This window comes from Methylobacterium sp. PvR107, assembly GCF_017833295.1.
Taxonomy (GTDB): domain Bacteria; phylum Pseudomonadota; class Alphaproteobacteria; order Rhizobiales; family Beijerinckiaceae; genus Methylobacterium.
This window is the reverse complement of record NZ_JAFIBW010000001.1, coordinates 3876548-3889164: the sequence shown is the minus strand read 5'-3', so window position 1 is coordinate 3889164 and position 12617 is coordinate 3876548. Positions and strand designations below refer to the sequence as shown.

Sequence of the window (12617 nt, the reverse complement as noted above, 5' to 3'; positions counted from 1 at the left end):
GAAGCTCCATCTGATCGGGACGTCATCCAAGAGAGAGCGTCATGGTCCGCTTCAAGGTCGAGAAGATGGGGGGTGGCGGCTGCACCAAGTCCGTGACCCGCGCCGTGCAGGCCATCGAGCCGAACGCAGGCGTCGAGGTCGACCTCGGGTCGAAGCTGGTCACCGTGTCGGGAACCATGGGACCGGCCGACCGGATCGCACGGGCCATTGCAGAGGCCGGCTATCCGGCCGAGGCCGCCTGAGCCAAGCGCAACCAACCGGCGCGTTCGCCGTTCCTGAGACCGTCGTCCGGACTTTCGCGCCGGCCCGGAATTTGGCATCCTGAATTCGTGACGTTCTGGCTCGCCCTCCGGCGACTGTTGCCGCTCCTGGCGGTCCTCAGTCTCGCCCTGACGCCGGTGACCGCTCCTGCGGCCACCGCGGGCATGCACGCCGCGATGCCGGCCGCCGTCCACGACCATCACGGCCACGCCATGCCCGACATGGGCATGGCCGACGACGCCTCCGGTCACGTCGACATGGCGGAAATGGCCATGGACGACATGCCCTGCTGTCCGCACGAGAAGGCGGCCAGGCCGGACTGCGCCAAGGGCTGCCCGCTGATGGCGCTGTGCCTCGCCTCCGTCGCTTCGCTCCTGCCCACGGCGGTCGTCCTCCCGGCGCCCGTCGGAACGCGGGCGGCCGTGGCCTGGCCCGCGCCACCCCCGTTCGCGAGCGTGCACGGGACGCCGCTACCCGAGCCTCCCCGAGCCTGAACCCGATGCCGCCGGCGTGAGCGCCGGCACGATGCCGCGCGCCTGCGCGCCGGCACCCATCGCGTCCAGGAGATGACACCCGTGACCAAGAACACCCTCGCGCGCCCGCTCACGGCGGCGCTGCTCGGTGCCGTGCTGTCGGTGCCGGCCCTCACCGCATCCGCATTCGCGGACACCAAGGACTACCAGTTCCAACTCGTCCAGCAGGAGGCCAAGGTCGGCGATGCCGTCCTCGCCGTCCGGCTGGTGGACAAGCGCAGCGGCAAGCCGGTGACCGACGCCGTGGTCTTCGCCAAGCGGCTCGACATGGCCCCCGACGCCATGGAGGAGATGGCCACCAAGGTCGAGCAGGTGCCCTCGACCGAGCCCGGCATCTATCGCTTCAAGGCCCATCTCGGCATGCAGGGCCGCTGGCGCCTGTCGCTGGCCGCGAAGGTCCAGGGCGAGACCGGCACGGTCGAGGACAAGCTGATCATCCAGGCCGGGAAATGAACCGGTCCGCATGGCTTGCCGGAGCCCTCTCCGCGCTCGCGGCGGGGGCCGCCGGGTATTGGACCGGACACGACGGTCCCGCCGTGTCCGACCTTGCGGGTCGGTTGGCGGGGAGCCTGCCGACCGCGCTCGTGGACAGGGCGCGGGACGGCCTCTCGCGCCTGGTGCCGTCGGCGGCCCGGCCCGCCGCCCCGTCCGGCCCGGTCGTCTACTACCGGGACCCGGACGGGAAGCCGGTCTACTCGCTCGCGCCGATGGTCACGGGGGACGGTCGGGAGTTCCGGGCAGTCCACGCCAGCGAGGACGTGCGCTTCGACGTGGAGGACGCCGAGGCCACGGCCATGCCCGCCGGCTTGGCGGCTCAAGACATGGGCGGCCACGGTATGGCCGGCCACGACATGGGCAAGGGCGGTATGGCGGCCGGGGCGGCCGAGCCCGGCCCGGGCAATCGGCGCGTCCTGTACTACCGCAACCCCATGGGGCTGCCGGACACCTCGCCGGCGCCCAAGAAGGACTCGATGGGGATGGACTATATCCCCGTCTACGAGGGCGAGGACGAGGGCGGCAGCGTCGTGACCGTCGCGCCCGGCAAGATCCAGCGGACCGGCGTGCGGACCGCAACGGTCGATCGCCGCGTCGTCGGGCGCAGCGTGCGCGTGCCCGGCACCGTCACCCTCGACGAGCGGCGCGTCACCGTCGTGGCGACCCGCTCGGACGCCTACGTCGACCACGTCGAGAACGTCACCACCGGCGACCGGGTGCGCAAGGGCGAGGCGCTGGTCCACGTCTACTCGCCCGACATCAACGCAGCCGCCGCCCAGCTTATCGCCAACCCCGGCTTCGACGGGGCCCGGCGCCGGCTGCAGAACCTGAACGTCTCCGAGGCGGTCATCGACGAGATGGAGCGCACCCGGAAGGTGCCGATGGCCATCACGTGGTCGTCGCCGCGGGACGGCGTGATCCTCCAGCGCACGGCCATCGAGGGCATGAAGGCGGCGGCCGGCGACACCCTCTTCCGCGTCGGCGACATCTCGCTGCTGTGGGTGCTCGCCGACGTGCCGGAGCGCGATCTCGGCAGCGTCAAGGTCGGCCAGCCCGTCACGCTGCGGGTGCGGTCCCTCCCGGGCCGGACCTTCTCGGCCAAGGTCGGGGTCATCTACCCGCAGGTAAACCCCGACACCCGGACCACGCGCGTGCGCGTCGAGGTCCCGAACACCGATGGCGCCCTCCTGCCGGAGATGTACGCCGACGTGGAGATCGCCACGGCGTCACCGAAGCCCGTGGTGGCGGTCCCGGACGACGCCGTGATCGATACCGGCGAGCGCCAGGTCGTGCTGCTCGACCGCGGCGAGGGCCGCTTCGAGCCGCGCGCCGTGAAGGTCGGCGCCCGGGGCGAAAGCTACACCGAGATCCGCGAGGGCGTGGCGGCCGGCGACACGGTGGTCACCGCGGCGAACTTCCTCATCGACGCCGAGAGCAACCTGAAGGCCGCGCTGCAGGGCATGGCCGCCCCGAAGCCGAACGAACGGCAAGCCGAGAACGCGGGGGTGACGCCGTGATCGCGCGTCTCATCGGCTGGTCCGCCAGGAATCTGGTGCTGGTCCTCATCGGGACGGTGCTCGCCGTGGCGGCCGGCGTGCTGTCGCTGCGCACGCTGCCGCTCGACGCCATCCCCGACCTCTCGGACGTGCAGGCCATCGTCTACACGGAATACCCCGGGCAGGCGCCGCAGGTGGTCGAGGACCAGGTCACCTATCCGCTCACCACCGCCATGCTGACGGTGCCAAGGGCGAAGGTCGTGCGCGGCTTCTCGTTCTTCGGCGTGTCCTTCGTCTACGTGATCTTCGAGGACGGAACCGACCCGTATTGGGGCCGCTCGCGGGTGCTGGAATACCTCAACGCGGCCGGAAGCAAGCTCCCGGCGGGCGTGACGCCGACGCTCGGCCCCGACGCGACCGGCGTGGGCTGGGTCTACCAATACGTGGTGGTGGCGAAGGAGCGGACCCTCGCGGAGCTGCGCTCGCTCCAGGACTGGGTGGTGCGGTTCGGCGCCTCGCGGGCCGAGGGCGTGGCCGAGGTCGCGGGCGTGGGTGGCTTCGTAAAGCAGTACAACGTGGTGGTCGACCCGAACCGGCTGCGTGCCCAGGGCATCTCGCTGGGCAAGCTTCGCGATGCGATCCGGTCGAGCAACGCCGATGTCGGGGGCCGGACGGTCGAGCTCTCCGAGTTCGAGTTCATGGTGCGCGGCCGCGGCTACATCCGCACCGTCGCCGATATCGAGAACATCGTCCTGAAGACCTCGGGCGGCACCCCGCTGCGGGTCCGGGACGTCGCCCGCGTCGAGCTCGGGCCGGACGAGCGCCGCGGCATCACCGAGATGAACGGCGAGGGCGAGGTCGCCGGCGGCATCGTCCTGCAGCGGTTCGGCGCGAATGCCCTCAGCGTGATCGAGGGGGTGAAGGCGAAGCTCGCCGAGGTCGCCAGGAGCCTACCGAAGGGTACCGAGATCCTGCCGGTCTACGACCGCTCGCAGCTCATCGATTCCGCGATAGAGACCCTTCGCGGGACGCTGGTCGAGGAGAGCGTCGTCGTCTCCCTCGTGTGCGTCGTCTTCCTGCTGCACGTGCGCAGCGCGCTGGTCGCCATCCTGATGCTGCCGGTCGGCATCCTCATGGCCTTCGCCGGCATGCGGGCGATGGGGCTCGGCGCCAACATCATGTCGCTCGGCGGCATCGCCATCGCGGTCGGCGCCATGATCGACGCCGCCATCGTGATGATCGAGAACGCCCACAAGCACCTGGAGCGGGCGCCGCCGGGCAAGCCACGGGTCGAGATCCTGGTCGAGGCGGCCTCGGAGGTGGGGCCGTCGCTGTTCTTCTCGCTCCTGATCATCACCGTCAGCTTCCTGCCGATCTTCACCCTGGAGAGCCAGGAGGGCCGGCTGTTCGGGCCGCTGGCCTTCACCAAGACCTTCGCCATGGCGGCCGCCGCAATCCTGTCGGTGACCCTGGTGCCGGCGCTGATGGTGCTGTTCGTGCGCGGGCGGATCATCCCGGAGCACCGCAACCCGGTGAACCGCCTGCTCATCCGGCTTTACCGGCCGGTCATCGCCGGGGTGCTGCGGGCCCGGGTCCTCACGGTCCTGCTCGCCGTGGGCGTGCTGGTCGCGACCGTGTGGCCGGCCCGGCAGCTCGGCTCCGAATTCATGCCTGACCTCGACGAGGGCACTCTGATGTACATGCCGACGACCCTGCCGGGGATCTCGGTGACCAAGGCGGCCGAGCTCCTGGCCACCCAGGACCGCATCATCAAGACCTTCCCGGAGGTGGCCTCGGTCTACGGCAAGGCCGGCCGCGCCAACACGGCGACGGATCCGGCGCCGATGGAGATGTTCGAGACCATCATCGGCCTCAAGCCGAAATCGGAGTGGCGCCCCGGCGTGACGCTGGCGCGCCTCAAGGCCGACATGGACCGGGCGCTCCAGTTCCCCGGCGTCTCGAATGCCTGGACGCAGCCGATCCGCGCCCGCATCGACATGCTCTCGACCGGCATCCGCACCCCGGTCGGGATCAAAGTGCTCGGCACCGACCTGAAGGAGATGGAGGGCGTCGCCCGCCGGGTCGAGGCGGTCGTCCGCAAGGTGCCGGGCACGTCGAGCGCCTACGCCGAGCGGGTCATCGGCGGATACTTCCTCGACATCGCCCCGGACCGGGAGGCGCTCGGGCGCTACGGCCTGGCGGTGGGCGACGTGCAGGACGTCATCGCGTCGGCGCTCGGCGGGCAGGCCGTCACCACGACGGTCGAGGGCCGCGAGCGCTACACCGTCAACGTACGCTACCCGCGCGCCCTCCGCTCCGACCCGCAATCCATCGCCACAGCGGTGCAGGTGCCGCTCCCGGCCGGCGGCACGGTGCCGCTCGGCGAGGTCGCCAAGGTCTCGTTGACCAGGGGGCCGACCTCGATCCGCACCGAGAACGGCCAGCTCGCGGTCTACATCTTCGTCGACCTGACCGGACGCGACCTCGGCGGCTACGTCGCCGATGCCCGGGCCGCGGTCGCCGACGCGGTCGGGCTCCCCCAGGGCACGACCCTCCAGTGGAGCGGGCAGTACGAGTACCTGGAGCGCGCCGAGGCCCGCCTTAGGATCGTCGTGCCCCTGACGCTGCTCGTCGTGTTCCTGCTCCTCTACCTGAACTTCCGGCGGCTGACCGAGACGCTCATCGTCATGCTCTCGCTGCCCTTCGCCCTGGTGGGCGGGGTCTGGCTGATGTGGTGGATGGGCTTCAACATGTCGGTCGCGGTCGCGGTTGGCTTCATCGCGCTCGCCGGCGTCGCCGCCGAGACCGGCGTGATCATGCTGGTCTACCTCGACCACGCCCTCGACGAGGTCCGGGCCGGGTGCCAGCGGGAGGGGCGCACGCTCACCCGCGCGGACCTGCGCCGGGCCATCATGGTCGGCGCCGTCGAGCGGGTGCGCCCGAAGATGATGACCGTCACCGCCATCATGGCCGGCTTGCTGCCCATCCTATGGAGCACGGGTTCCGGCTCCGAGGTGATGCAGCGCATCGCCGTGCCGATGATCGGCGGCATGGTCTCCTCGACCGTCCTGACCCTGGTCGTCATCCCTGCCGTCTACGCCCTCGTGAAGGGACGGGGCTTGCCCCCCGCCTCTTTCACCGCTGCGGCGACCCGGGACGAGCCCCCGGCCTACTGCGCAGCCGCCGAATAGGTCCCGGCCCCGGTTGAACCGCCCTCAGTTCAGGAAGGAACACCCGATGTCCTCAGCCGCCCGCAAGGCCATACTCTACCGGATGGTCACGCCCGAACACACCTGCCCCTACGGCCTGAAGGCCAAGGACCTCCTCGAACGCCAGGGCTTCGAGGTCGAGGACCACCTCCTGACCGACCGGGCGGCGACCGACCGCTTCAAGGCCGAGCACGGGGTCAAGTCGACGCCGCAGACCTTCATCAACGGCGAGCGCGTCGGCGGCTTCGACGACCTACAGCGCCACTTCGGCAAAGCCGCCAACGGCCCGAACGCCACGACCTACACGCCCGTCATCGCGGTGTTCTCGATGACCGCGCTGATGGCGCTTGCGGCGAGCCACGCGGTGTACGGGACGCCGTTGACGATGCGCGCGGCCGAGTGGTTCATCGCCTTCAGCATGTGCGTGCTCGCCCTCCTGAAGCTGCAGGACGTCGAGAGCTTCTCGTCGATGTTCCTGGGCTACGACCTGCTCGGGCGCCGCTGGGTGCGCTACGCCTACGCCTATCCTGTCCTGGAGGGCATCGCGGGCGTGCTGATGGTGGCGGGCGCCCTGAACTGGATCTCGATCCCGGTGGCCCTGTTCATCGGCACGGTCGGGGCGGTCTCGGTGTTCAAGGCGGTCTACGTCGATAAGCGCGACATCAAGTGCGCCTGCGTCGGTGGGTCGAGCAAAGTGCCGCTCGGCTTCGTCTCGCTGACCGAGAACGTGATGATGGTCGCCATGGCCCTCTGGATGCTGGCGATGCACCACTAAGCGTCGTGCCCATCGTCCGGGGAACCAGCCCGCCCCGCGCGATGGCCGGGGCGCAAACCTCAGGCCGGGTCGAGTTCGTGGACCAGCGTCGAGAGGTAGATTGCGAGCCGCCGGATCCGGGGCAGCGACCGAGAAGCCCACGTCGAGGATGTCGTCGCCATACCGCCGCATCACCGACTCGGCCATCAGCGCCACCGCGCGCTCCGCAGCGCTCTCTCCCGGCGACCTCGCGGTGAACACCGTGTCGGGGGCCTCGCTGGTGTTCCTGGCCGTGCTCGGGGCGCTCGGCGCTCAAGCGGGCGGCGCCCCTATCGCAAGGGCCACGGCTCGGGTGACGTTCTGGGGCGTGCTGGCCATGGCCGTCGCGGCCGGCAACGGGAGCCTGGTCGGCAAGGCCGTCTGACGACGGCTTCGGGTCGTGGCAGTGCATCTTAGGCGGGGTGGTCCCGCAGTCGAGCAAGCTGGTCTGTTCGGGCCGGCAGAACCACTGCAGGACGCCGGTCTTCAGGCAATAGCCGAAGCTGTGCCGGTGGGCCGTGTCCGTCGGCTCGACGAGGGATGCCGGCGCGTCCGGTGCCGCGGCGGATTGCTGGGCGAAGGCTGCGGGCATGACCGCGTGTCGGACCAGGAAGGTCCTACCGCCAACGCCGTCGGCTCGAAAAGCGGCGGGCACGCGCCGCATGGTTGCGCCGACGATGCAATGCCGTAGTCGGGCAAGATACAACAACTGAGGACGCGCAGATAATCGACTAAATTTCATGTCACGAAATATCAGCATCGGCCATGGCGAGCGGCGGCAAGCACTTCGACGCTTATGCCGAAGAAGTGATTGCCTGGCCCAGGGCAAACCGGAACGGCTTTCTGGCGGGTGATGTTTCTGGCGGCGCTTCCGTCCGCGCTTCCTCGGGGGCGGGCCGCACCGTTCAAGGAAGGATCTCGTCGATGGACAAGACAGTCGCTGGCCTGATCGGGGCCGCCACCCTACTCGCGGCGGCCAACCCGGCGCAGGCCGCGATGCCTGCCCCGGCCAACCTCGATGCGGCCATGCAGGCCGAGAGCTACGCCGACCTGCTCAAGCCCATTCCCGACGCGGTGGCGCTCCTCAAGGAGTCCGACGAGGCCGCGGCGAAGGCCGAACTGCTACCGGCCGCCTCCGAGGGCGAGGCCACGGTTCAGCAGGCGCAATATTACTATCATCACCACCATCACCACCATCACGGCTTCTACCCGCCGTTCTACCACCATCATCATCACCACCACCGGTACTACCGGCGGTACCACCACCATCATCACCACCATCACCATCACGGCTACTACGTGCCCTACGGGTACTGAGCCCGCTGCGGCGGGGTGGACGGCTTCCACCCCGCCCGTCCCTAGCGCTGGCTCTTGGCGGCACCCAGGATGCGCCGGTAGGTGCCGTCGAAGACGGTGTGGGTCGCCGAGGTCCACTGGGAATCCGCCGCCAGCGTTTCGCGGCTGGCGTAGATGCGCCGCGACTGCAATTCGCGCTCGGCGGCCTCCTCCTCGGACATCGGTACGAGCTCGAAATCGGCCTCGGCCGGGACGACCGACACCTGCATGAAGGGCTCGTCCTTCCGGAACACGTGGGTCCGGCCCTCGTCCGGGGCCTTGAACACCATGAAGTACATCATGGGCCACCAGTGCCGGATCAGGGCCGGCACCGCGACCGGCACGGTCCCGGTCCGGTCGGTATAGAAGCGCGGGTGGGTCTCGGTCTTGATCGCCCAGCCTTCCTCCACCTTCAGGTCGATGAGGATCTGGTAGGTGTAGTAGGCATCGCCGAAGCTCCGGAACGGGGGCCTTTGCGGTCCTGGCCCGCCGGGCTCGGCGAAGTCGCCCTCGAAAACCAGCTTTCCGTCCCGAGTGCTTATGCGCAACTCGGCGTCGTAGGGGTAGAACAGCTCGATCCCGCCCTTGGCCGCCTCGGAGAACGGGATGCAGTGCCAGGCATATTCCTGCGCGCCGTCCGTGCGGGGCTCGGGATCGCCCGCCCAACCGGGGATTTCCAAACGCGTCCGCCGGGGCCGCAGCCCGGGCTCCATCAGCCTGACCTTCACCTGTCGCATTCTCGACCGTCCCTTCGATGTCGCCCTGGGAGATAGGGGGTCGGCGAAATGGTGCGGCGCAAAGCACCACGATGTGATCGCTTGCTTGCGTCACGGCAGGGTAGTTCGTCCCTGAAGCCCCGGTTGCGAGCTACCTCGATCGCGATGGTGGCGACTTTTGATCCGGCGCGCGCCCCTCGCCGAACGCGAATTCGGGCCTGCACACAGCCTTGCGGAATAGTCACCGCTCGCTGGACCGGTGCAATCGTAACCATGTGCAAACCCGCCTGAAATCGTGTGCCCATTCATCCAAGTCGAAACCGACAGTTTTCGCTTCCCGGGACCATTCCAATAATGAACCGGCATCGGCTTCATGGAAGGGGCGGCAGCGCGCTGGATCGAACAGCGGTCGATTGACGTTTCTTGCTGCCAGCAATGGCCAAACCGGAGGAAAGCCCATGCGTATTCGGTACCTGCTGCCGCTCGTCGGCATGCTCGCGCTCGCAGCCTGCAAGGACGAGAAGAAAGCCGAAAACACTGCGCCTCCGCCTCCCCCGCCTCCTGCTACGACTGCGCCGGCGAACCCTACGCCTCCTCCGGCGACGACCAATCCGGCGCCGGCCAACAAGCCGTAAGGGCCCAACCTTGAACCGGCGGGTCCTGCATGCATTCCATGTTCCGAGGGCCCGCCAATCTCATCCGGAGCCCGTAGTCGACGCTCAAGGCACAGGTGTCATACCCGATACGGACCGCCAAGATCGGCTGCCCGTGCCGCCGACGGTCCATCGCACAGTCGAACCATCCGGCGAGGCCGACTGGCTACGGCTTCAGGTCGTGGCAGTGCGTCTTCGGTGGAGCGGTCGCGCAATCGAGCGAGCAGGTCTGATCGGGCCTGCAGAACCACTGCAGGGCGCCGGTCTTCAGGCATCAGCCGGAGCAGTGCCGGTGGGCGGCGTCCGTCGGCTCGACGAAGGTCGTCGGCGCATCGGGCGAGCGCGCCGTTTGCTGCGCATGGGCGGCGGACAAGCTCGTCGCCAGGGTGAGCGCGCCGAGCACCGTGCGGAACATCGACGTCGGGTCTCCAGGGTCGTCGGCGACGGTAGCGTGCACGGACGCCGGCTGCCAGCCTCCGGCCGTTAACGGTCACCGTTCAGCACCCCGTGAACATCCCCGATGGGCGATGCCTTGTCGATTTGCCTCACGCGCCTTGACGACGAAGCGAACTTCGCCCGGCGCGCTCCACCCGGACACACCGATGCCGATCCCGGGCAAACCCTCCGGCGGTGACGGGCTGGTCGAGCAGCCGTCGGTCCGGCTCCACCGAATTCCAGCATCCAGACGACGCGCCCAACGGCCTCGTCGAGCGTTTGCAAGCCAGTCGTCCACTTTCCCGATTCTATGGAACAGCCTCCCGCGATGGCCATCGACCCCCATGCCGACGCCGACCATGCAGCCCGCGATGCCGCGATCGCCGTGAACACCTACACCACCGTGCTGCGTCGCCCCCAGGTGCCGCACGAGGTGTTCGCGACCTATTGGCGTGACGTGCACGGGCCGCTCTGCTCCCGGGTCCCGGGGCTCGCTTGGTACGTGCAGTATCACCTCGACCGCGAGCAGGACGCGCATCTCTGGCCGCGGCAGGACGAGATCGCGCCGTTCCCCGACTACGTGCTGGACGGCGGGGTGGAGATCGGCTTCGCGAACACGGACGACCAAGCGCTGTTCAACGCATCCTCGTCCATCCTCTTCTCCGACGAGCAGAATATGTTCGCGGCCACGGTGGCGTATGCGCTTCCTTCCGGTTCCCGCACCCTCGTGGACCGGATTCCGAACGCGACCCCCAACGGCGACGACGTGTTCGACCGGATGCACGTCCACTTCGGTCCTGGCGACAAGGACCCCGAAGCCTTCGCCACCTGCGTGACGCGCCTCGCCGAGATGCTGGCGTCCGACCCGGCATTGCTACGCGTCCGGCTGCATCTCCCCGAACCCTACGACAATGCCGATCCGGCCCCGCCCGCGCCGAACGTGATGCACACGGTTCCACTGGAGCGGGAGCGCATCGCCGTCCTGGACCTGACCTTCGCCACGCCGCTATCCCGCCGCGGCTTCTTCCAATCTGCGGGGTTCGCGGACACGGCCGACGACCAGAAGCGGCATATCGGCCATGCGACCGCGTTCGCGGTCAGCGGCATGTACACCTATGTCCGCGACAAGCGGCTGACGCACGCAGGTCTTCGCGGCAGCCGTGCAGCGCAATTGATCGTGCGCCTCGGCGCCGTCAATCAAACGGCGGAAGACGTGCGGCACCTGTTATTCAAAGGCCAGCTCCGACCACCAAGCGAGTGAACCTCCCGGTGGAAGGTCCGTCAGGCGACCGGTCCCGGCCTGGGCAGGGACCGGTCGCCGGAAGTCGTCAGCGCTTCTTGCCTGCCTTGAAGGCTTGGATGGCGCCTTGGCACCCCGGCGAGAGCTTCGACATGTTCTTCTCGAAGCACGCCTGGGTCTCGGGCCCCTCGTCGGGCGGCATGTCCCCGCAGAAGGTCGTGAAGTCGCCCATGCACTGCTGCTGGAGCGCCGACTTGTCGTCGGCCGACATCGGAGCCGCATTGGCGGACGACGCCGCGACGGCCAGGAACATTGCGGTGGTGACCAAGCGTACCGACATCGTGACGCCACTTCCTCTCACGTGAGAACGCTCAGTAAGACCGAGGTTCGCGAAACCGTTGCATGGGCATTGCCGCCAAGGCGCAGCGATGCAGAACGCGAATCACAAGGCTCCGCATCGGGCCCGCGACGAGATGTATCGACGCCAATTTAGCTGCGGGCCATCGATATTCGCCAATGTCTATTTTCGAGCAATATTGCGTTTAATTTAGGCGGAACCGTCAGTCCAGGTACGCCGTTGCTGCGATCATTCGATCCCACCACAAGAGTCAGCGGAGATTTCCATGCGCCAGACCGTCATCATCGGCTTCGTCGCCGCCGCGTTCGTGAGCCTCGCCGCACCTGCGATGGCCGAGGAGACCACCGTCATCCGTCGCGACGGTCCCGCCGTCGTCGACCACCGCGACACCGTCGTGGAGAAGCGCGAGGTCACCACCGGCACCGTCGATTGCGGCTCGAAGACCGTCCACAAGGAGGACGGCATGGGCAACTCCAAGACCGTCCACAAGGAAGGCTGCAACTGAGGCGCCGCCTCCCTCCTTCCTCTGACGTTCCAGGAGACACCCTCATGACGAACAAGATCCTTCTCGCTCTCGCCACGGCCGGCGTGTTCGCCCTTCCGATGGCCGCCCAGGCGCAGGGCACCCTGCGCGGTGCGGCCGAGGGCGCCGCGGTCGGCGCCGATGCGGCGGGCCCGGTCGGCGGCATCGTCGGTGGCGCCGTCGGCGCGGCCACCGGCACGGTGGGCGGCATCCTCGGCGTCGACGACCGTCCCCGCTTCCGCAGCTACGTCCGCGACCGCGGCGTGAGCTCGTACAGCTGGGGCGGGCCGGTCCAGGTCGGCACCGTGCTGCCGGACGACGGCGTGACCTACTACGACATGCCCGCCGAGTACCGGGCGCGGCCTGGCTACCGCTACACCGTCGTGAACAAGCAGCCGGTGCTGGTGGACCGCAGCCGCCGCATCGTCGAGGTCATCGACTGATCGGGTCGTCGGCCTGAACCGCTGACGCTCGCCTGACCCCGCCCGGCCAAAAGCCGGGCGGGGTTTCTTTTGCCGGTGACAGGCGTTGGTGCTGTACGTCGCCGGCCACGCCCTCCGGCCGGGCCCC

General features: G+C 68.8%; 13 protein-coding genes and 1 pseudogene. 11 read left to right on the top strand and 3 right to left on the bottom strand.

All coding sequences use genetic code 11. The features are described 5' to 3' along the window. The first annotated feature begins 41 nt into the window (after nt 1-41). The 8 genes and pseudogenes from JOE48_RS18270 to JOE48_RS18235 all read left to right on the top strand — a co-directional run bounded on the left by JOE48_RS18270 (nt 42) and on the right by JOE48_RS18235 (nt 8104). Nucleotides 42-242 carry a heavy-metal-associated domain-containing protein gene (locus tag JOE48_RS18270; RefSeq protein ID WP_210031925.1) on the top strand — a complete coding sequence of 67 codons (201 nt, stop codon included), beginning with the start codon at nt 42-44 and terminating at the stop codon, nt 240-242. Nucleotides 243-329: 87 nt separating this feature from the next. Continuing rightward, nucleotides 330-755: a hypothetical protein gene (locus JOE48_RS18265; protein WP_210031924.1), complete on the top strand. Its 426-nt coding sequence runs from the start codon at nt 330-332 to the stop codon at nt 753-755. Nucleotides 756-836: 81 nt separating this feature from the next. After that, nucleotides 837-1247 carry a FixH family protein gene (locus JOE48_RS18260; RefSeq protein ID WP_210031923.1) on the top strand — a complete coding sequence of 137 codons (411 nt, stop codon included), beginning with the start codon at nt 837-839 and terminating at the stop codon, nt 1245-1247. Next, nucleotides 1244-2806 carry an efflux RND transporter periplasmic adaptor subunit gene (locus tag JOE48_RS18255; RefSeq protein WP_210031921.1) on the top strand — a complete coding sequence of 521 codons (1563 nt, stop codon included), beginning with the start codon at nt 1244-1246 and terminating at the stop codon, nt 2804-2806. Before JOE48_RS18260 ends, JOE48_RS18255 begins: the two co-directional genes overlap by 4 nt. After that, the gene (locus JOE48_RS18250) at nt 2803-5976 is read left to right on the top strand and encodes an efflux RND transporter permease subunit (RefSeq protein ID WP_210031919.1); all 3174 of its coding nucleotides are present in this window, start codon (nt 2803-2805) and stop codon (nt 5974-5976) included. Before JOE48_RS18255 ends, JOE48_RS18250 begins: the two co-directional genes overlap by 4 nt. 46 nt (nt 5977-6022) lie before the next feature. Further along, nucleotides 6023-6769 carry a glutaredoxin family protein gene (locus JOE48_RS18245; RefSeq protein WP_210031917.1) on the top strand — a complete coding sequence of 249 codons (747 nt, stop codon included), beginning with the start codon at nt 6023-6025 and terminating at the stop codon, nt 6767-6769. A 202-nt stretch (nt 6770-6971) separates the two neighbouring features. After that, nucleotides 6972-7172 (top strand): annotated as a pseudogene (locus tag JOE48_RS18240) (VIT1/CCC1 transporter family protein); the annotation flags it as partial. A gap of 539 nt (nt 7173-7711) precedes the next feature. Beyond that, nucleotides 7712-8104, top strand: coding sequence for a hypothetical protein (locus JOE48_RS18235; protein WP_210031915.1), 393 nt, complete (start codon nt 7712-7714; stop codon nt 8102-8104). A 41-nt stretch (nt 8105-8145) separates the two neighbouring features. Here the strand turns inward: JOE48_RS18235 and JOE48_RS18230 are convergent, their stop codons facing one another. Both JOE48_RS18230 and JOE48_RS31260 read right to left on the bottom strand, forming a co-directional pair. Beyond that, the gene (locus tag JOE48_RS18230; RefSeq protein ID WP_210031913.1) at nt 8146-8859 is read right to left on the bottom strand and encodes a DUF6065 family protein; all 714 of its coding nucleotides are present in this window, start codon (nt 8857-8859) and stop codon (nt 8146-8148) included. 906 nt (nt 8860-9765) lie between these two features. Beyond that, a complete protein-coding gene (locus JOE48_RS31260; protein ID WP_409518592.1) occupies nt 9766-9906 on the bottom strand; it encodes a hypothetical protein in 141 nt (46 codons plus the stop codon). Between the two features lie 348 nt (nt 9907-10254). Between JOE48_RS31260 and JOE48_RS18220 the strand changes: the two genes are divergently transcribed. Then, complete coding sequence (locus JOE48_RS18220) at nt 10255-11187, top strand: hypothetical protein (RefSeq protein ID WP_210031912.1); 933 nt, start codon at nt 10255-10257, stop codon at nt 11185-11187. Nucleotides 11188-11254: 67 nt separating this feature from the next. Here the strand turns inward: JOE48_RS18220 and JOE48_RS18215 are convergent, their stop codons facing one another. Next, nucleotides 11255-11506 (bottom strand): hypothetical protein, encoded by a 252-nt coding sequence (locus JOE48_RS18215; RefSeq protein ID WP_210031911.1) that lies wholly within the window; start codon nt 11504-11506, stop codon nt 11255-11257. A 283-nt stretch (nt 11507-11789) separates the two neighbouring features. On the opposite strand from JOE48_RS18215, the gene JOE48_RS18210 reads away from it, so the two are divergent. Together JOE48_RS18210 and JOE48_RS18205 are read left to right on the top strand one after the other, a co-directional pair. Next, complete coding sequence (locus tag JOE48_RS18210) at nt 11790-12029, top strand: hypothetical protein (protein ID WP_210031910.1); 240 nt, start codon at nt 11790-11792, stop codon at nt 12027-12029. Between the two features lie 44 nt (nt 12030-12073). Further along, a complete protein-coding gene (locus JOE48_RS18205; RefSeq protein WP_210031909.1) occupies nt 12074-12490 on the top strand; it encodes a DUF1236 domain-containing protein in 417 nt (138 codons plus the stop codon). Nucleotides 12491-12617 lie beyond the last annotated feature (127 nt).